Source organism: Massilia sp. DWR3-1-1, from assembly GCF_049898325.1.
GTDB lineage: Bacteria > Pseudomonadota > Gammaproteobacteria > Burkholderiales > Burkholderiaceae_D > JAFCUW01.
The window spans coordinates 22,526-41,254 of the sequence record NZ_JAFCXL010000022.1; the positions used below are offsets into that span (position 1 = coordinate 22,526).

The following is an 18,729-nucleotide window of genomic DNA, read 5'->3' on the forward strand; positions in this document are numbered from 1 at the left end:
GGCGGCGGCCCGGCTCAAGCGGGCGCCAGCCGTTTCGCGCCAATGCCGGATCGACATCGACGCGAACATTACGGCGTGAACTACTCGGCGAACACGCAGGAACTCGAGGTCGAAGAGCAGGTCGAGCTGGTGCTGCTGGTGGTGGCGCAAAACATTCTGCCCATAAATTCATTGCCGAACATGCTTTGGTCTTGCAGGACTTCAAAATCGAGTTCATCGTCGCTGTCGATATCGTCGTGGTCCATGCTATTCTCTCCAAGTGGATGCGTGGTGGGATGGCCGGTCCGGAAAATGCCTATCCCCGACCTGGCGCGCTTGCAATGCATGTACGGAAATTGAAGAATTAATATAGCGTCCGTACAATGGACCCAATGATAGAGCCCGCTTTAAAGACGCCTTTGTCAATGCACAAGAACGCTTTTAGAGGCAGCAAGTGCGTATTTTTGATAGATTTGGCGCCGCGATATTGGCCGGGCCAGCGCGATGAGCGATGGCGCGCGCGGGCAAGGCGCGAGCAGGCCGCATGGCGAGGCGTGCCATGAGAAACCAGCGATCGACGCTCAGCGCAGGCAAAAAAACGCCGCCCTGGCTTTCGCAAGGACGGCGTTGGCTGACACGTTACGGCTTATGCGCCGGCGCGCGCCTTCTCGGTCGCAATCAATACCTGGCCACCACCGTAGCTGCCCTGCACGGGCGCGTCGCCGCCCAGGGTGATACGGATGGCGCAGTATTTGAACTCGGGGATCTTGGCGAACGGATCGAGGGCCGCATTGGTGAGCCGGTTGATGGCCGCCTCGTAATAGCAGAACGGCACGAACACGGCGCCCCGCGGCGAGCTTTCGTCGGCGCGCGCATACAGCCCCACCTTGCCGCGGCGCGACTCGATGGTGATGATGTCGCCCGGCTGCCCGCCCATCGCCGCCAGGTCGAGCGGGTGCACCAGCGCCACCGGGTCCGGCTCGAGCGCGTCGAGCACCAGCGCCCGGCGCGTCATGCTGCCCGTGTGCCAGTGTTCGAGCTGGCGCCCGGTGATGAGCACGAACGGGTAGTCGGTATCGGGCCGTTCGGCCGCCGGGATGATATCGGCGGGCACGAACTTGGCCCGTCCCGATTCACGCGGGAAGGTCTCGGTGAACACGACGGAGGTGCCCGGGTCGCCTTCCTTGACGCACGGGTACGTCACCGCGTGCTCCGCTTCAAGCCGGTCCCAGGTGATGCCACCGATGCTCGGCATGGTGCGGCGCATTTCGTCGAACACTTCCGAGACGTGGCCGTACTGCCAGTCCAGGCCCATGCGCTTGGCGATCTGCGCAATGATCCACAGGTCCGGTTTCGCATCGCCCGGCGCCTGCAAGGCCTTGCGTCCCATCTGCACCAGCCGGTCGGTGTTGGTGAACGTGCCATCCTTCTCGGGGAAGGCGGTGGCCGGCAAAATGACGTCGGCCAGGTAGGCCGTCTCGGTGAGGAAAATATCCTGCACCACCAGGTGCTCGAGCGAGGCAAGTGCATCGCGCGCGTGGTTGGCGTCCGGGTCCGACATGGCCGGGTTCTCGCCCATCACGTACATGCCGCGAATATCGCCATGCTTGATCGCGTGCATCACTTCGACCACCGTCAGGCCCGGCTTCTTGTCGAGCGTGTCCGGCGCCAGGCCCCAGGCTTTCTCGAAACTGGCCTGCACCTTGGGATCGGTGACGTGCTGGTAATCGGGATACATCATGGGAATGAGGCCCGCGTCGGAGGCGCCCTGCACATTGTTCTGCCCCCGCAGCGGATGCAGGCCCGTGCCGTCGCGGCCGATCTGGCCCGTCATCAGGGCCAGCGCGATCAGGCAGCGGGCGTTGTCGGTGCCGTGCACGTGCTGCGACACGCCCATGCCCCACAGGATCATCGATCCCTTCGAGGTGGCGTACAGGCGCGCCGTGTAGCGCAGGGTGTCGGCGTCGATGCCGCAGATGGGCGCCATCAGCTCGGGGCTGTAGCCCTCGACGTTCTTTTTCAGCTCCTCGTAACCGATGGTGCGGCTGTCGATGAAGGCCTGGTCAACCAGGTTCTCATGGACGATCACGTGCATCATCGCGTTGAGCATGGCGACGTCGGTGTCGGGCTTGAACTGCAGGAAGCGGTGCGAAATACGCGCCAGTTCCGAGCGGCGCGGGTCCATCACGATCAGCTTGCTGCCGTTGGCCACCGCATTCTTGATCCAGGTGGCCGCCACCGGGTGGTTGACGGTGGGGTTGGCGCCGATGATGACGATCACCTCGGCCTTGACCACGTCCATCACCGGGTTCGACACGGCGCCCGAGCCAATTCCCTCGAGCAGCGCCACCACCGACGAGGCGTGGCACAGGCGCGTGCAATGGTCGACATTGTTCGAGCCGAAGCCGGTGCGCACCAGCTTCTGGAACAGGTAGGCTTCTTCGTTCGAGCCCTTGGCCGAACCGAAGCCGGCCAGCGAGCGCTTGCCGTGGGTGTCGCGGATCTGGGCCAGCTTGCCGCCGGCCAGTTCCAGCGCCTCTTCCCAGCTCGCTTCGCGGAAGAACTCCATGACGCGGCTCGGGTCCATCTCGACGTCGCCCCGCTTGGGCGCGTCGCTGCGGCGAATCAGCGGCACCGTCAGGCGGTGCGGGTGGTGCGCGTAATCAAAGCCATAGCGGCCCTTGACGCACAGGCGGCCCTGGTTGGCGGGACCGTCGCGGCCCTCGACATACAGGATTTTATTGTCCTTGACGTTGTAGGTCAGCTGGCAACCCACGCCGCAGAACGGGCACAGCGACTCGATCTGCTTGTCGGGCACGCTCAAGGCGACCTCGCGCGCCGGCATCAGCGCGCCGGTCGGGCACGCCTGCACGCACTCGCCGCAGGCAACGCAGGTCGAGTTGCCCATCGGGTCGTCCATGTCGAACACGATTTTCGTGTCTTCGCCGCGCAGCGACAGGCCGATGACGTCGTTCATCTGCTCGTCGCGGCAGGCGCGCACGCAGCGCGTGCACTGGATGCAGGCGTCGAGATTGACCGACATGGCCGCGTGCGACAGGTCGGGGGCGATGCGCGCGCGCGCTTCGAAGCGGGGCCGGCCCACCTCGAGCTTGGCGGCCCACTGGTCGACTTCATTGTCGCGCGTGTAGGCCGTCTCCGGCATGTCCGACAGCAGCAGCTCGAGCACCATTTTTTGCGCGGCGACGGCGCGCTCGCTCTGGCTGTCGACCTTCATGCCTTCGGTGGGGAAGCGGCAGCACGAGGGCGCCAGCACCCGTTCGCCGTTGATCTCGACCATGCACGAGCGGCAGTTGCCGACCGCGTCCAGGCCCGGCTTGTAACACAGGCGGGGGATCTCGACGCCTTCGCGGTCGGCGATCTCGATCAGGGTGTCGCTGGCGCGCGCGGTGACGCTGCGGCCATTCAATTCGAACGTCACGGTGGGGACGTCGATCCGGCTCAATTCATTGCGGGTGATGGCGTTCATGGCGTGGTGCTCCCTGCTGTTCCCAACTCGTGCGGAAAATATTTGATGACGCAGTCGACCGGATTGGGCGCAGCCTGGCCCAGGCCGCAGATCGAGGCGTCGCGCATGACCTGCGACAGGTCGGCCAGCATCGGCAGGTCCCAGACGGGCTTTTCGATCAGGCCCAGCGTCTTGGCGGTGCCGACCCGGCACGGCGTGCACTGGCCGCACGACTCGTGCTTGAAAAACGCCATCATGTTGCGCGCCGCCGCGGTGGCGCTGTCGAGGTTCGACAGCACGATGACGGAGGCCGAACCGATGAAGCAGCCGTACGGTTGCAAGGTGTCGAAGTCGAGCGGAATATCGCCCAGCGAGGCGGGCAAAATGCCGCCCGAGGCGCCGCCCGGCAGGTAGGCGTACAGGCTCTGGCCATCGGCCATGCCGCCGCAGTATTCCTCGATCAGTTCACGGATGGTGATGCCGGCCGGCGCCAGCTTCACGCCCGGCGCCTTGACCCGGCCCGACACCGAGAACGAGCGCAGGCCCTTGCGGCCATTGCGGCCATGGCCGGCGAACCAGGCGCCGCCCTGGACGAGGATGTCGCGCACCCAGTGCAGGGTTTCGAAATTGTGCTCGAGCGTGGGGCGGCCGAACAGACCCACCTGCGCCACGTAGGGCGGACGCAGGCGCGGCATGCCGCGCTTGCCTTCGATCGATTCGATCATGGCCGACTCTTCGCCGCAGATGTAGGCGCCGGCGCCGCGGCGCAGGATCAGCTCGGGCATATTGCCGATCGGCGGATCGAGCCGCAGCTTGTCGAGCTCGTTTTCCAGCAGGGCGCGGCAGCCGTGGTACTCGTCGCGCAAATAGATATAAATCGTTTCGATGCCAACCGCCCAGGCGGCGATCAGCGCGCCTTCGATGAAGCGGTGCGGATCGCGCTCGAGATAGGTGCGGTCCTTGAAGGTGCCCGGCTCGCCTTCGTCGATATTGATGGCCATCAGGCGCGGGCCCGCTTCCTTGCCGACGATGCGCCACTTGCGCCCGGCCGGAAAGCCGGCTCCGCCCAGGCCGCGCAGGCCCGAGTCTTCCATGATCTTGATGACCGATTCGACATCGCGCGTGCCGCTGATGCATTCGTTCAGCAGCGCGTAGCCGCCGTCGGCGCGGTAGGCGGCGTAATCGATGTACGGCGCCGGCGCGTGGCGCGTCTGCTTGTTGTCGACGGCGGCGACGATCGCTTCAACGCTCGCGTGCGGCACGGGATGTTGTCCCACCACCGCCGCCGGCGCCTGCTCGCAGCGGCCGATGCAGGGCGCGGCGATGACGCGCACGTCCTGGCCCAGGATGGCCGGCAACCGGGCCAGCAAATCCTTCGCGCCCGCCATCTCGCACGACAGGCCGTCGCACACCCGCACCGTCAGCGCGGCCGGGGCGTCGCCGCCTTCCTTGACGATGTCGAAGTGGTGATAAAACGAGGCCACTTCGTAGACCTCGGTCTGGGCCAGCTTCATCTCGGCCGCCAGCGCCGCCAGGTGGCGCGCCGACAGGCTGTTGTAGGCATCCTGGATCTTGTGCAAGTGCTCGATGAGCATGTCGGCCGCGCGCGAACTGGACCCCAGCAGCGCCTGGACTTCCGCGAGCGCGGCCGGATCGACCCGGCGACCCTTGGGGGCTTCGCGCTTGCGCAGGCGCGATGCTCCCTCCACTTTGATGGGGGTAATAATTTGGCTCATACTGTTTCCTGTGTCAGGGCCTGTGTCAGGCCTCAATGGGCTTGGCTCATTGGCGTCGCCTCAATTTACGACACCGGGCCACCTTGTCGGCGTGCCCGGCATCACTAGTCTACCTACTACGTTTTCACCACCAAGTACTTGTTTACCTTACTCTTTTTCACTTACGGGGACGGCATTTTCTTACTGTACGTCGAGCAACAAACCGGGTCAGTGCTTCTTCAAATCACGCGTTCGCTGCGCAGGTGGGCGATTTCCTCGCTGCTGTAACCGAGTTGCGACAGCACCTGTTCCGTGTGCTCGCCCAGCAGCGGCGAGCGCTCGACGTCGGTGGGGCTGTCCGACAGCTTGATCGGGTTGCCCACCGTGAGGTATTTGCCCCGTTCCGGGTGGTCCACCTCGACGATGGTGCCGGTCTTGCGCAGCGACGGCTCTTCGGCGATTTCCTTCATCGACAGGATGGGACCGCACGGAATGTCGAACTGGTTCATGGCGTCCATCGCCTCGAACTTGGTCATGGTCTTGGTCCACTCTTCGACCGTGGCGAAAATTTCCATCAGGCGGGGCAGGCGCGCGCGCGGGGTGGCGTAGTCGGGATGGGAAATCCATTCCTCCTTGCCGATCACGCGGCAGATCGCGGCCCAGGCCGGCGCCTGCGCGACAAAGTAGATGTAGGCGTTGGGGTCGAGTTCCCAGCCCTTGCACTTTAAAATCCAGCCGGGCTGGCCGCCGCCCGAGGCATTGCCGGCGCGCGGCACGGAGTCGCCGAACTGCCCGTTCGGATACTGGGGATACTCTTCCATCACGCCGGTGCGCTCGAGCCGCTGCTGGTCGCGCAATTTGACCCGGCACAGGTTGAGCACCGCGTCCTGCATCGAGGTCAGCACTTTTTGGCCGCGCCCCGTGTGGGTGCGCTGGTACAGGGCGGTGACGATGCCCAGCGCCAGGTGCAGGCCGCTGCCGCTGTCGCCGATCTGGGCGCCGGTCACCATCGGCGGGCCGTCGTCGAAGCCGGTGGTGGCGGCCGAGCCGCCGGCGCACTGGGCGACGTTTTCATAGACCTTGCAGTGCTCGTAGGGACCGGGGCCGAAACCCTTGACGGACGCCACGATCATTTTCGGATTGAGTTCCTGGATGCGTTCCCAGCTAAAGCCCATGCGGTCGAGCGCGCCGGGGGCGAAATTTTCCACCAGCACATCGCAATCCTTGATCAGGGTCTCCAGCACTTCCTTGCCCAGCGGCTTCTTGGTGTCGAGTGTGATCGAGCGCTTGTTGTGATTCAACATCGTGAAATACAGGCTGTCGACGCCGGGAATGTCGCGCAACTGGCCGCGCGTGGCATCGCCCTCGCCGGCCCGCTCCACCTTGATCACGTCGGCGCCGAACCACGCCAGCAGCTGCGTGCAGGTCGGGCCCGACTGCACATGGGTAAAATCGAGAATACGTACGCCGTCCAATGCTTTGCTCATGGCACCACTCCGATAAATGTCTCTGTTTTCGATTATGCCCGACAAAGCCGCCAGATTGTGGTCAGCTCAGTTGTCCCCGTCTGTCTGTTTTTATCGATGATTCGGCGGCGTAGGGGCATCATATCGACGCCCCCCTCGCGGGCTCATTGACCACGGTCAAGAATAGCCAGAAGCCCAAGTTGCTGGCATGCCTGACAAGGAAAATGCCCCCTTTTGCCGCAATTTCAGCATCTGCCAGCCCACGTTTTGCCGGGGGCTTGTATGCTTGTCACCTATCGAACCCTGGAGCTGACCATGCGCGCAATTGAAATCACCCATCCTGGCCCACCCGACGTGCTGCAACTGTGCGAGCGCCCCACGCCCGTGCCCGGCCCCGGCCAGGTGCTCATCAAGGTGCACGCGGCCGGCATCAACCGCCCCGATGTGCTCCAGCGCACCGGCAACTATCCCGTGCCCAAGGGCGCGTCCGACCTGCCGGGACTGGAAATTGCGGGAGAAATCGTCAGCGGCGACCTCGCCGGCAGCCCGTTCGCCGCGGGCGAGATGGTGTGCGCGCTGGTGCAGGGAGGCGGGTATGCCGAGTATTGCATCGCCGACCTGCCCCTGTGCCTGCCCGTGCCCGCGGGCATGAGCATGCTGCAAGCGGCCTCGCTGCCGGAAACGTTTTTTACCGTCTGGAGCAATGTGTACGACCGCGCCGCCCTGCAGAGCGGCGAAACCTTCCTGGTCCAGGGCGGCTCGTCGGGCATCGGCGTCACCGCCATCCAGCTCGCCAAGGCGCTGGGCCACACCGTGTTCGCCACCGCCGGCTCGGACGAAAAATGTCGCGCCTGCGAAGCGCTGGGCGCCGACCGGGCCATCAACTACAAGACGGAAGATTTTGTCGAAGTTGTCAAGGCGGCCACCGACGGCAAGGGCGTCGACGTGATTCTCGACATGGTCGGCGGCGACTACGTGCCCCGTGAAATCGCCTGCCTGGCCGACGACGGCCGACTGGTGTTCATCGCCCTGCTGGGCGGCGCCAAGGCCACCGTGCCGCTGGGCCAGATCCTGATGCGCCGCCTGACCCTGACGGGCTCGACCCTGCGCCCGCGCCCGCTGGCGTTCAAGGCGGCCATTGCCGCCAAGCTGCGCCAACACGTCTGGCCCCTGCTCGAGGCCGGCACCATCAAGCCGGTGATTTTCCAGAGCTTCCCGCTGGCCCAGGCGGCCCAGGCGCATGCGCTGATGGAATCGAGCTCGCACGTGGGCAAGATCGTGCTGGAAGTGATCCCGGCCGCCTGAGCCGGGGACGTACCGGGGCGACGCTTACTGGCGCAATTGCGCCAGCAAGGCGCGCGCTTCGTCCACCTGGGCGAAGCGGATGTCGGGGCCGGTGATGGCTTCGAGTTCCTTGCGCGCGGCCGGCCGGTCGCCCGACTTGATCAGTCCCTGGGCCACGTGCAGGCGGATGTCGTGCGCCTGCGGCGCCAGCACGCTGGCGCGCAGCAACAGCGGCAGTCCGCGCGCCACGTTGCCCTGCTGGACCAGGATCCAGCCCAGCGTATCCATCACCATCGGCTGCTCGCCCGCCATCGTGTAGGCCTGGTCGGCGGTGGCCACGGCGCGCTTGTCGCCGCCCAGGTGATAGCTCATCGCCAGGTTATTGAGCACCACCAGGTTTTTCGGATAATGCGCCACGATCGATTCGTACTGCGCCGCCGCCGCCGCATACTGCTTGTCGTTCAGGGCGCACTCGGCACGGTACATTTCCACCCGCATGTCCTTCGGATGCTGCTGCAGCCAGGCGCTCACGCGGCGCGCCGCCTCCTCGTTCTTGCCGCCGGCGCGCAAGGCACTGGCCAGCTTGACCAGCGCTTCGCTGTGCCTGGCGATGGCCAGCGCTTTTTCGAACATGGGCATTGCCTCGGCCAGCTTGCCATCGGCCTGCAGCACATCGGCGCTGAGCTGGTAGCCGGCAGCCGACTCGGGGTGGGCGCGGATGATGCGCGTGGCCTGTTGCAGCGCCAGGCCATGCCAGCCCTTGCGCACGTACAGCTCGATCAGGGCCAGTTGGGCGGCCGGGAAGTCCGGCTGGATCGACAGCGCCGACTTGAACACCTCTTCGGCAGCGCTGTCCTTCTTCGTCACCATCAGCAAGGCGCCCAGCTGCATTTGCGCCTGCGCCGAGCGCGGCAGCGCCACCGTCAGCTTGCGGTAGGAATCGGTCGCGCCATCGAGGTCGCCATTGGCCAATTGCGCCTTGCCCATCAGGTCGAGCAGGTCCGGATCGTCCGCATGCGACACTTTTAATTGCAGGGCGACGTCGAGCGCCTTCTGGGTCTGCTTGAGCTTGAGGTACTGGGAAATCAGGTTGACCGACGGCGTCGTCGCCGTCGGGTCCACCGCCACCGCCTTGAGCAGCCAGTCGGTCGCCTCCTGCTGGCGGTCGGCCTCGACGGCCATATTGGCCAGCGCCGTCATGGCGTCGACGTTGTTCGGATTGGCGGCCAGGAACGCTTTCAGGCGCGCGCTGGCCGCCTCGGTCTTGCCGGCGCGGATATCGAGTTGCACCAGGTTGGCCACGGCCGGGAAGAAATTGGCCTGCGCCTTGAGGGCGCTTTCAAAGGCGGCGCGCGCCTGCACCAGGTCGTTCAGGCCGATATACGTCAGGCCCTTCAGGTCGAGCACCGTCGGATTGGCGCTCTGCTGCTGTTCCAGCGCCACGGCCGCCTTCAGCGCGGCTGGATAATTACCCAAATTCATTTCTGTGCGGATCAGCGCGATGCCCGCTTTCGGCGACTTGCTGTCGAGTTGGGTTGCCATCTGCAAGTCGTCGATGGCCTGGGTGGCATTGCCCTTGCCCAGCCGGCTCATCGCCAGTGACATGCGCAGCGAGGCGGCCTTCGGATCGAGTGCGCTGGCCCGTTCAAAATACTGGCCCGCCTGGTCGTAATTGGCCGCCTGCATATACGATTCGCCCGCCAGCGCCAGCAACTGCACATCCTTGGGACCGTTTTGCAGGGCCGGCTCGAGCACGGCCAGCGCCGCGGGCGAATCGCCCCGCTTGAGCAGCGACTGCGCCAGCATCTTGCGGGCGTAGACGTTGTCCGGGTGCTTTTCCAGGTAGTGGCGCAGGTGGTGCTCGGCCTGGTGCAAGGACCCCAGGTTGAGCGCCGCGGCGCCTGCCAGCAGCAAGCTGGGCATGTGTTCCGGCGCCACCCGCAATACGGTGCGAATCTGGTCCTGCGCTTCGACGTTCTTGCCCATCGAAAAATCGAGCAGGGCCTGGCTGTAGGCCACCAGCAAACTGCCCGGTGCAATCTTGCGCGCAGCCACCAGCTCCCTGGTGGCCGCCGGGTAATCGCCCACGCCGATGTCGAGGTAGGCTTTTTCCACGTTGGCGGTGCGGTGAAACGGATTGATCGCCAGCGCCTTGTCGTAGGCGGCCAGCGCTTCGGCGGTTTTATTCTCCGCACGCAACAGGTCGCCGCGGAACATCTGCGCGTCCGTGCTGTTCGCCTGCGAGGCGATGGCATCGATCGAATACCGGTTGGCCGCCACCAGATCGCGGTTCAGGAAGGCCAGCCGGCCCAGCCCGATGAGCGCGTTTACATAGTTGGGTTTGGTTTCGAGGGCAAACTGGTACAACTGGCGGGCATCTTCCGGCCGGCTCAGCGCCAGGTAAGCATCGCCCCGCAGGCACAATAATTCCGGATCCTTCGAACCGACGTCGCGCTGGGTTTCATCGAGCGCCTTCTGAAACTGTCCCTGCAGATTCAGGGCCCGGCCCAGCACGGGCGAGGTCTGGCCGATGGCCACGTTGGCCGCCATCGCCAGGCGGATCTCTTTCTCGGCGCTCACGGGATCGCCCTGGTCCAGGTAGACGCGGGCGAGCAACAGGCGAAACTCGCCATCTTTCGGCGCGCTCTCGAGCGAGGTTTTCAGGACGATCACGGCCGCATTCAAATCACCCTTTTTCTGGTAGGCCAGCGCCTTGGCGCGCACCTCATCGTGGGAAGCGGGCGCGCAACCGCCCAGCAGAAAGGCGCCGGCGAGCGCGGCGCCCAGCAGCGCGGGGCGAAAATCACTGTGACTCAAATACAACATGACCATCCTTTTGCGAGTAGACCTCAAACAACGAATTTGTCAGCATGGTGGCACATTAAAAGTTGCTCTGCAATAAGTATCTGGGCGACGCCGCCATAGTTAGAACACCAACTATGTGGTGTCTTGTCGAGATTTTTTACAGTCGAGCGATTCGCCGTTGGCAGTTTTGACGTAAGATCCTGATTACAAAGATTTGTTTATCCATGGCATGATTCATGCTATAAAGACCATAACAATCAATAACGGGATTCCGAAATGACTAAATTAGAAAGTTTGGCCATTGCAGCGTTTGCTACCCTGGCAATCAACACTGCGCACGCTGGCACCATACAAGACAATTACTACGGCGCCACCGGCACTGGCGACTACATCGGCACCAGCAAATACGACATCACGGGCGCCAGCATCACCCGGGTCGGCAATTCGCTGGTCATTGCGATCAACACCGTGTTCACCACGGAGACCATCTCCTATGGCACCAACCTGAGCCAGAAGATCACCATCGGTTACGGCGACCTGTTCCTGTCGGACGTGTGGAATCCCGTCGGCGGCGCGTCCACCAAGTACGCCACTGACAGCCTGGCCACCACCGGCACGGTGTGGAAATACGCGCTCGGCATCGATACGGCACGCTTCACGGCGGGCGCGATCTCCAATGCCGTCGTGTCGCTGTACAAGCTCAACACCCCCACCTCGATCGCCGCCGGCGTCAACGGCGCCAACATCAACAGTTCGAACACGGTGATGGCCGGCCAGAATCAGAACCTGTCGGGTCTGATTTATCGTACCGGCCAGGCCGACACCGTCAATACCAGCTCGGGCACGGTCGCCGACACGAACAAAGATGGCAAACTGAACGTGGCCAATGGCCTGGTGACGTTCTCGATGGACATCACCGGCACCGAGATGATGAACTGGACTTCCTTCGCCATGCACTGGGGTGAAACCTGCCAGAACGACGTGATCGAAGGCATCACCAGCGTCGTCCCCGAGCCAGGCAGCATGGCCTTGCTGGGCCTGGGCCTGCTGGGCATGCTGGCGGCGCGCCGCCGCAAGCTGGTCTGACCATCGTCGATGGGCGGCGCTGACGGCGCCGCAGCACCTCCCCCACGCCCGGTTCGCCGGGCGTTGTCATTTGTGACAGGCATTTGCAAGATGCGCTCCTGAAAAATGTTACACGACCTGGCGTGGATTTTGATGTACATCAAAGTTGCCCCACGCCAATATCTCTTACACTCTCCGCTCGGACACAATTCCCCCGCATCAACGCCCGGGCCCCAGCACGCCCGGCGCCTTGCCCGACCACGACGGGATGGCCGCGCTGACCGCGCATGCGCAGTGCGCCAGCTTCGGCAGATTTTATAGAGCGAGCATAGAACATGAGAAGCAATCTCCCCGTCACTGACATTGAATACGCGCTGGGCGAGACGGAAACGATCGTCTCCACGACCGACCTGGACGGCAATATCACCTATGCCAATCCCTATTTCGTCCAGGCCAGTGGCTACACGGCGGCCGAGTTGCTCGGTGCGCCACAAAACATCCTGCGCCATCCCGACATGCCGGCCGAAGCGTTTGCCGATCTGTGGCACACCGTGCGGCAAGGCAAGGCATGGACGGGGCTGGTGAAAAATCGGCGCAAGAACGGCGATTTCTACTGGGTCAGCGCGAACGTGATTCCGGTGATGGAGGGTGGCAAGATTGCCGGCTACATGTCCGTGCGCACGCGGCCCGAGCGCAGCGCCGTGGAGGCGGCCGACGCCCTGTATCGGCGGCTACGGGCCGGCAATCCGGACAAGCTGGCGATCCGGCAGGGCCACATTGTGCGCACGCGGGGCTGGGGGCGGTTCGCGGACCGGCCGAATCTGTCGCTGGCAAGACGCACCGCGCTGAGCCTGGGCAGCGCCATGCTGCTGGTGGTGGCGGCGGCGCTGTTGCCGCACGTGGGCGCGGGCCAGGCTGGGGCGCCGTGGTGGCAGGCCGGCCTGGCCGCGGCCGCGCTGCTGTGCCTGACACACTACTGGCTGTCGATCCAGCAGTCGGTGCTGGCGCCCTTGCAGCAGGCCCGGCTGGCCTGCCAGACCATGGCGGGCGGCGACATGACGTTTCCCATCAAAACCGATCGCACCGATGAAATTGGCCAACTGCTGCGCTCGCTGCGCCAGCTCAATGTCAATTTACGCTCGATCGTGGGCGATGTGCGCAGCAATTTCGAGGAAATCGGCAGCGCCACGGGAGAAATCGCCGCCGGCAACATGGACCTGTCCGGGCGCACGGAGGCGCAGGCGGCGGCGCTCGAGGAGACTGCGTCGAGCATGGAGCAGTTGGCCGCCACGGTGCAGCAAAACAGCCAGAGCGCGGTGCATGCCAGCAAAATGGCCAGCGAGGCCATGCAGATTGCCGGTGATGGCGGCCAGGTGGTGACGGACGTCGTGCAGACCATGGCGGAAATTGGCAGCGCATCAAAAAAGGTCACCGACATCATCGACATCATCGAGGCGATTGCCTTCCAGACCAATATTTTGGCGCTCAACGCGGCGGTGGAAGCGGCCCGCGCCGGCGAGCAAGGGCGCGGTTTCGCCGTGGTGGCGACCGAAGTGCGCCACCTTGCCCAGCGCAGCGCGGCGGCGGCCAGGGAAACCCGGGTGGTGCTGGCGGTATCGTCCGACAAGGTCAGTGCGGGCGTGGCGATGGCCGAGCGGGCCGGCAGCACGATGGAAGAGATCATTGCCTCGGTCGGCCGGGTCACGGGCATCATGGGCGAAATCGCCTCCGCCTCCGCCCAGCAAAGCGCCGGCATCGCCCAGGTCAACACGGCGGTACTGCAAATGGACGAAGTGACCCAGCAAAACGCCGCCCTGGTCGAGCAGGCCGCCGCCGCCGCGGTCAGCCTCGAGAAGCAGACCGCCAACGTGGTGCAGGCGCTGGAAGTGTTCAAGCTGACCGCCAACAAGCGCTTGCGGGCGCCGCGCCATCCGGCGGGCCGGCGCACGGCGCCGCTGGCGCTACGCGCCTGAGCAGGGCCGGGCGGGCGCCCGAGGGCGCACCGCGGGCACTGACACCGATACCGGCCCTTTCACCGGGACACTGAACCGCGTCCCTGTCGCTACGGCGCTGCCGTCAGGGGCCGCTTAAAATGCTTCCCATTCATCGGCGCTGGCATGTGATTTTGCCATCGGGCCGCGCGCTGGCGTCGCTGGCGCCAGTGCCACGCGTGTCGGCGCGGGCGCCGTCACGGGCCGGCGGGCCGGGGTGCCCGCCTCGATAGCGTCGAGGCGGAACACGCCCACCACCTGCAGCAGTGTGCCCGCCTGGTCCTGCAAGCTTTCGGCGGCCGCGGCCGCCTCTTCCACGAGGGCGGCGTTTTGCTGCGTCACGGCATCCATTTGCGAGATGGCCTCGTTGACCTGGGCGATGCCGATGCTCTGTTCGTGGCTGGCGCTGCTGATTTCGCCCATGATGTCGGTGACGCGGCGCACGCTGGCGACCACCTCATCCATGGTGCTGCCGGCGGCGAGCACGAGCTTGTTGCCGTTTTCAACCTTGTCGACGGAGTCGCCGATCAGGGTCTTGATTTCGCGCGCCGCGGCGGCGCTGCGCTGTGCCAGGTTGCGCACTTCCGAGGCCACCACGGCGAAGCCACGGCCCTGCTCGCCGGCACGCGCCGCTTCGACCGCCGCGTTCAGGGCCAGGATATTGGTTTGAAAAGCGATGCCGTCAATCACGCTGATGATGTCGACGATCTTTCGCGACGACACGTCGATCGAGGCCATCGTCTCGACCACTTGCGCCACCACGGCGCCGCCCTTGACGGCGACCTCGGAGGCGCAGGCAGCGAGCGTATTGGCCTGGCGCGCGCTGTCGGCGTTCTGCTTGACGGTACTGGCCAGCTCCTCCATCGAGGCGGCGGTCTGTTCGAGCGTGCTGGCCTGTTCCTCGGTGCGGGCCGACAGGTCCAGGTTACCGGCGGCGATCTGGCTCGAGGCGGTGGCGATGGTATCGGTACCCGAGCGCACGTTGCCGACGATCTGCACCAGCGAGGCGTTCATCTCTTTCAGGGCCAGCAGCAGTTGGCCCGTCTCGTCCATGGCGCCAATCTCGATCCGGCTCGTCAGGTCGCCCGCGGCGATGGTTTGTGCAACCCGCATGGCCTGGTTCAGGGGACGCGTGATGCTGCGCGTAATCCAGAAGGCGAAGCCACATGCGACCAGGGTGGCCAGTGCCGCCAGCACCCCCATCATGGTACGGCTGGCGCTGAAGGTACTTTCCGCTTCCACACTGCCCTTTTCCACCAGCAGGCCGCCAAGCTTGACCAGGCCGCGCACACTGTCGAAATACGCCTGCTGTTCGTTGGCCAGGGTCGTCAGCAGCAGGCGGATCGCCTCCGGCTTGTTGCCATCGGCGACCAATTTCAGGAATGTATCCTGCCCGCTGCGGTATTTGGCGCGCGTGTCGACGATGCCGCTGAAAATCTGCCGCCCCTTCTCCGTATTGAGCAATTTGTCGAGCGCGTCGAGATCGTTGCTCACTTCCTGCCGCTTGGCGGCGATTTCCTCGAGCGCCTTCTTGACCTGTTCCGGGTCTTCCACGATCAACAGGTTGCGCATCTGGACCGCAGTGATGCTGATCCCATCGAGCACCGCGCTGGCAAGCATGACTTTCGGATAGCGGTCATTGACAATCAGCCTGGTCGCATCGTTGAGGGCGCCCAGGCGCACGATCCCCAGCGATGTGATGCCGATTAACAACAGAACGACGAGACCAAATCCCGCAATAAGGCGGGTGCCAACCTTCATATTCATGTTCATGGTGATTTCCAGGTGCAGCGAAATAGTCGCTCAAGGTGGCAACAATGTCCATGCGCGGCAAGATGCCGGCAGCGGTCGGAATGAAATCGCCTGAGCGGGGTGGGGGCAAGGGCGGGAGTTAAATCAGGAAGAATCTTCGCTAACCGATAAAGATTTCTGCGTAGAAATAATAGAAGTTAAATCAAATGGCGTCAATCGTTTTAATCGGTTCAAGTAAATCAGGTGAACCGCTCACGCCCATTGGAAGGCGACTCTGCGATTAGCGTCGTTGCTGCCGACGGCAGGGTCTTCCACGCTATTGGCAGCGTCGGCCACGCAGCGCAATCGAGCAAGAATTTATTGGCGCGACGCGCCGTCAATTGTGACGAAAAATCGCCTCGTCATTGGGAGATTTTTACTTTAGAAGCGTAACAATGGGTTCATCTGCAATGCCGGTCTGATGGTGTAATAACCGGGATATTCGAGTATCAGCTTCAGGCGGAGACGCATAATTTATGCCAAACCATTTTTTAATAATACACATTATATTGTTAAATCGCCGTAATACATTTATATAGCGCACGGTAGTATGTCAATACAATCCAAGCGACGCGCAATAAGGCTTTCGGCATATAAACAAGAAGGCGGGCATTCGTCGCGGATCCTGTGATTGATTGCTGGTACGTGCGGCGGCGGCCGCGACGGGGGCCTGTAACGGCGCAGTGCGGGCGCGGCGTGAACACCTGGGGCGCCGCCCCATGTCGATGGGATAGAGCACGACAGACGCTTGCCGCAACCGTGCGTGCTGGCTTCTATCCGTGCGCACCGGGTCGGTCTGGCCGTCTATCTGGATGACCCGGAGGTATCAATCGACACGAACGCCCGAGCAGCGCGGCAAGGCGGGATCGATGTCGTCGGCAAGCGCCGCAACGTCGCCATGTTCGCTCAGGCCGACGAGGGGATCGCCCAGCGTCGAGCGTCCTTTGCCAGCTTCCTGTTCCGTAAACAGGCTGGGCTCGGGCATCATCCTCGGTGTGGCTCGTCGTTCAGCTTGGTATCAGAATGGCGTCATACGCCAGTTCATGGCGTCCACCATGACCGGCCGCTGCTGGAGCAGGGCTACGGTCACCAGGATGCGGCCGCGAGCATCGCGCTGCCGGCCAACGCCTTGCTGCTCGCGGTCAGTATCGTCAAACCGGTAACGGCCGCTGCCATTGAGCGCCTAAAGGGTCTCGGTGGGGTTTGCGCTGATGACCGCCAAAGCCATGGCGCAGTGTGGCGCGCACTACCAGACCTGGGGCAGCGATGCCGCCGAACTGCCCTCCGCCAGCACCGGCACCGTCTTGCGCGCGCCGCTCGACCAGTTCGCCTTCGATAAATTATGCGGTAGCCAGACGATCCTGCGCCAGCGCCGGTAAGGCGCCAGCTACGCGGTGCTGCTGAATAAATCAAATGGTTTCGAGGCCGCCACGCTGATGGTGGCGCTCGACCGATCCGGAAATGCGCTCCAGCGCCGGATAGCGCAGCGATGGCGCGCGCCTGCCTGTCGACTGCCTTCGCGATGGCCAGGATCGGGTTCGCGTTTGGCGCGCCAGTCAAAACTAGCGGCTCCAAAAAAAGAAAAAGCCGGATTTCTCCGGCTTTCGCTAAGTCTTTGATTCTATTGGTCGGGACGGAGTGATTCGAACACTCGACCCCTTGCACCCCATGGGCATAAATGGCAATCCTGGCAAGTCCGGCACCGTCCAGCGATTCCTTTGAAATCAATCGCTTATAAAAATCGACGTCAGGCAGCGTCCGCTGAAATCCGCCGGCATCGGAAAATATTTTGTGCCCGGCTTGTGCACGGATTGTGCACGGATCAGCAGGACTATACAGTACCAGCATGGCCAAGATGACCGCCCTGCAGGTGGCAGCGCTGCGCCCGGCGGACAAACCGCAGCGGGTGGCTGTCGATACGGGCCTGCAACTGCGCATTGCCACGAGCGGCGTGAAAATCTGGGTGGTCTAAAGTGGAGCCCCTCGGCTCGCTTTTCATGAAGCATGACATCTTGCCGAACTTGGCCCGACACAGACAACACGTTGATCGTGTGCAAAACGCGACGCAAGTTCCCCCCAGAAAATAGCTTTCATTTTTGGAGGAAGAACATGGAATCGACAATTTACGACGGTGATTTGATGGCCTTGAAAGAACATGCGCCGTTCGGCAATGGCGAGTGTGTCGCCCTGCCTCAGGCGCTGACAGACATCGGCCATACGAGCAACTGGCGTCCAGGTATGCGTGTGATGGACCTGGAATTTCTGCCATCAGGAACCGTCATCGCAAACTTCAAGATCAAGGAGGGTTTTTTGCAACGCTTTCCGAATCAGCACGGTTATCACGTGTCGTTTTTCATGGGGTTCTCGCCGCTGCGCGCTTCGACCGGCGAGCCGTTGGGAATCATCGTGATGGATCAGTGGCGTGGAAGAAGGGTTCTGCCACGAACGATCAAGTCCTACGCTGACGCAGAGGCGAAAAGAATGCGCATCTCCCCCTGCGACAACGCCAACGAATTTTATGTGGTCATGAAATGAAAGCGCTGCTGGCCAGCCTCCTGCTGTGCGCCGGTGCGCAGGCCAAGGAGTTCCACTGCCCCTCGCAATACCCAAGCGAAACGCACGCTCTGGTTGGCGATACCCATACCTTTGTCTCTCCGTCCCGTCTGGTAAGGGCCGGCGTGTATTGGGGCGAACTGGGTGGTCAGGGAGAGATGCACGGCGATCGCAAGACCAGCAAGGACGCGGTCCTGGTCAGATTTGGGCTTCCCGAGAAGGAAAAGAAGTGGTTCGTTTGCGAATACGGCAATTCCAGCATCACCATGTGGACGGCCATCGAAGACAGGGCCACTGAATGCTTGCTGCAGCAGAGTAGCCGTGGCGGCGTCGTTACTGTGAGGGCCCAGTGCAAGTAGGCGATCTTGTCGCGCCATGACGGTCTCCGGCAGGCCGGTAACCTCGCAGCCGCCCGGCACGTCGCGATCCAGCGCACGCTACGCGGCAGCTATCGAGATGTCGGCGAACCGCATGCGCCGCGGGACTGTGGTCAGCCTGGTGTCGAATGGGGGACGTCACCGCTGTGACACGGGAACACGATGCCACCATCGCGCGGCATCTGCCGCTGCAGCGACAGCTGGACTAAGGAGGCGGCGAATTTTTATGATTGGGTG

At 63.5% G+C, this 18,729-nt stretch carries 14 protein-coding genes; 7 read left to right on the forward strand and 7 right to left on the reverse strand.

The genetic code is table 11. From position 1 onward, the window contains the following. Nucleotides 1–80: 80 nt before the first annotated feature. The 4 genes from ACP7EY_RS19910 to frc form a co-directional block, all read right to left on the reverse strand. The gene (locus tag ACP7EY_RS19910) at nucleotides 81–245 is read right to left on the reverse strand and encodes a hypothetical protein (protein WP_426196704.1); all 165 of its coding nucleotides are present in this window, start codon (nucleotides 243–245) and stop codon (nucleotides 81–83) included. Nucleotides 246–625: 380 nt separating this feature from the next. After that, a complete protein-coding gene (gene fdhF, locus ACP7EY_RS19915; protein ID WP_426196706.1) occupies nucleotides 626–3,466 on the reverse strand; it encodes a formate dehydrogenase subunit alpha in 2,841 nt (946 codons plus the stop codon). Next, complete coding sequence (locus ACP7EY_RS19920; protein WP_426196707.1) at nucleotides 3,463–5,181, reverse strand: NADH-ubiquinone oxidoreductase-F iron-sulfur binding region domain-containing protein; 1,719 nt, start codon at nucleotides 5,179–5,181, stop codon at nucleotides 3,463–3,465. The genes fdhF and ACP7EY_RS19920 overlap by 4 nt, the downstream gene beginning before the upstream one ends. A gap of 218 nt (nucleotides 5,182–5,399) precedes the next feature. After that, the gene (gene frc, locus ACP7EY_RS19925) at nucleotides 5,400–6,647 is read right to left on the reverse strand and encodes a formyl-CoA transferase (RefSeq protein ID WP_426196709.1); all 1,248 of its coding nucleotides are present in this window, start codon (nucleotides 6,645–6,647) and stop codon (nucleotides 5,400–5,402) included. Nucleotides 6,648–6,941: 294 nt separating this feature from the next. Between frc and ACP7EY_RS19930 the strand changes: the two genes are divergently transcribed. Beyond that, a complete protein-coding gene (locus tag ACP7EY_RS19930; RefSeq protein WP_426196710.1) occupies nucleotides 6,942–7,931 on the forward strand; it encodes an NAD(P)H-quinone oxidoreductase in 990 nt (329 codons plus the stop codon). Between the two features lie 24 nt (nucleotides 7,932–7,955). On the opposite strand, the gene prsT is transcribed toward ACP7EY_RS19930, so the two are convergent. Continuing rightward, nucleotides 7,956–10,736 (reverse strand): XrtA/PEP-CTERM system TPR-repeat protein PrsT, encoded by a 2,781-nt coding sequence (gene prsT, locus ACP7EY_RS19935; protein WP_426196712.1) that lies wholly within the window; start codon nucleotides 10,734–10,736, stop codon nucleotides 7,956–7,958. A gap of 255 nt (nucleotides 10,737–10,991) precedes the next feature. On the opposite strand from prsT, the gene ACP7EY_RS19940 reads away from it, so the two are divergent. Together ACP7EY_RS19940 and ACP7EY_RS19945 are read left to right on the forward strand one after the other, a co-directional pair. Beyond that, a complete protein-coding gene (locus ACP7EY_RS19940; RefSeq protein WP_426196713.1) occupies nucleotides 10,992–11,801 on the forward strand; it encodes a PEP-CTERM sorting domain-containing protein in 810 nt (269 codons plus the stop codon). A 314-nt stretch (nucleotides 11,802–12,115) separates the two neighbouring features. Beyond that, complete coding sequence (locus ACP7EY_RS19945) at nucleotides 12,116–13,753, forward strand: methyl-accepting chemotaxis protein (protein WP_426196714.1); 1,638 nt, start codon at nucleotides 12,116–12,118, stop codon at nucleotides 13,751–13,753. A gap of 114 nt (nucleotides 13,754–13,867) precedes the next feature. Here ACP7EY_RS19945 and ACP7EY_RS19950 read toward each other — a convergent pair whose 3' ends face one another. Together ACP7EY_RS19950 and ACP7EY_RS19955 are read right to left on the reverse strand one after the other, a co-directional pair. Then, entirely contained in the window at nucleotides 13,868–15,544 is a 1,677-nt protein-coding gene (locus tag ACP7EY_RS19950; RefSeq protein ID WP_426196716.1) for a methyl-accepting chemotaxis protein, read from the reverse strand. Nucleotides 15,545–16,388: 844 nt separating this feature from the next. Further along, the gene (locus ACP7EY_RS19955) at nucleotides 16,389–16,547 is read right to left on the reverse strand and encodes a hypothetical protein (RefSeq protein WP_426196717.1); all 159 of its coding nucleotides are present in this window, start codon (nucleotides 16,545–16,547) and stop codon (nucleotides 16,389–16,391) included. 226 nt (nucleotides 16,548–16,773) lie between these two features. On the opposite strand from ACP7EY_RS19955, the gene ACP7EY_RS19960 reads away from it, so the two are divergent. From ACP7EY_RS19960 to ACP7EY_RS19975, 4 genes are all read left to right on the forward strand, one after another. Then, entirely contained in the window at nucleotides 16,774–16,941 is a 168-nt protein-coding gene (locus ACP7EY_RS19960; protein WP_426196718.1) for a hypothetical protein, read from the forward strand. Between the two features lie 467 nt (nucleotides 16,942–17,408). Further along, nucleotides 17,409–17,534: a hypothetical protein gene (locus ACP7EY_RS19965; RefSeq protein WP_426196719.1), complete on the forward strand. Its 126-nt coding sequence runs from the start codon at nucleotides 17,409–17,411 to the stop codon at nucleotides 17,532–17,534. A 137-nt stretch (nucleotides 17,535–17,671) separates the two neighbouring features. Next, nucleotides 17,672–18,097, forward strand: a complete 426-nt coding sequence (locus tag ACP7EY_RS19970) for a BPSL0067 family protein (protein WP_426196721.1) — start codon at nucleotides 17,672–17,674, stop codon at nucleotides 18,095–18,097. Then, nucleotides 18,094–18,474, forward strand: a complete 381-nt coding sequence (locus ACP7EY_RS19975) for an STY0301 family protein (protein ID WP_426196722.1) — start codon at nucleotides 18,094–18,096, stop codon at nucleotides 18,472–18,474. Before ACP7EY_RS19970 ends, ACP7EY_RS19975 begins: the two co-directional genes overlap by 4 nt. The last annotated feature ends 255 nt before the right edge of the window (nucleotides 18,475–18,729 follow it).

Bases quoted from the DNA above. Each gene is read 5' to 3' on its own strand.
- ACP7EY_RS19910 (WP_426196704.1), bottom strand. From the start codon at position 245: ATGGACCACGACGATATCGACAGCGACGATGAACTCGATTTTGAAGTC.
- fdhF (WP_426196706.1), bottom strand. From the start codon at position 3,466: ATGAACGCCATCACCCGCAATGAATTGAGCCGGATCGACGTCCCCACC.
- ACP7EY_RS19970 (WP_426196721.1), top strand. From the start codon at position 17,672: ATGGAATCGACAATTTACGACGGTGATTTGATGGCCTTGAAAGAACAT.
- ACP7EY_RS19945 (WP_426196714.1), top strand. From the start codon at position 12,116: ATGAGAAGCAATCTCCCCGTCACTGACATTGAATACGCGCTGGGCGAG.
- ACP7EY_RS19955 (WP_426196717.1), bottom strand. From the start codon at position 16,547: ATGCCCGAGCCCAGCCTGTTTACGGAACAGGAAGCTGGCAAAGGACGC.
- ACP7EY_RS19965 (WP_426196719.1), top strand. From the start codon at position 17,409: ATGGCCAAGATGACCGCCCTGCAGGTGGCAGCGCTGCGCCCGGCGGAC.
- ACP7EY_RS19975 (WP_426196722.1), top strand. From the start codon at position 18,094: ATGAAAGCGCTGCTGGCCAGCCTCCTGCTGTGCGCCGGTGCGCAGGCC.
- ACP7EY_RS19940 (WP_426196713.1), top strand. From the start codon at position 10,992: ATGACTAAATTAGAAAGTTTGGCCATTGCAGCGTTTGCTACCCTGGCA.
- frc (WP_426196709.1), bottom strand. From the start codon at position 6,647: ATGAGCAAAGCATTGGACGGCGTACGTATTCTCGATTTTACCCATGTG.
- ACP7EY_RS19930 (WP_426196710.1), top strand. From the start codon at position 6,942: ATGCGCGCAATTGAAATCACCCATCCTGGCCCACCCGACGTGCTGCAA.
- ACP7EY_RS19950 (WP_426196716.1), bottom strand. From the start codon at position 15,544: ATGAACATGAATATGAAGGTTGGCACCCGCCTTATTGCGGGATTTGGT.
- ACP7EY_RS19960 (WP_426196718.1), top strand. From the start codon at position 16,774: ATGACCGCCAAAGCCATGGCGCAGTGTGGCGCGCACTACCAGACCTGG.
- prsT (WP_426196712.1), bottom strand. From the start codon at position 10,736: ATGTTGTATTTGAGTCACAGTGATTTTCGCCCCGCGCTGCTGGGCGCC.
- ACP7EY_RS19920 (WP_426196707.1), bottom strand. From the start codon at position 5,181: ATGAGCCAAATTATTACCCCCATCAAAGTGGAGGGAGCATCGCGCCTG.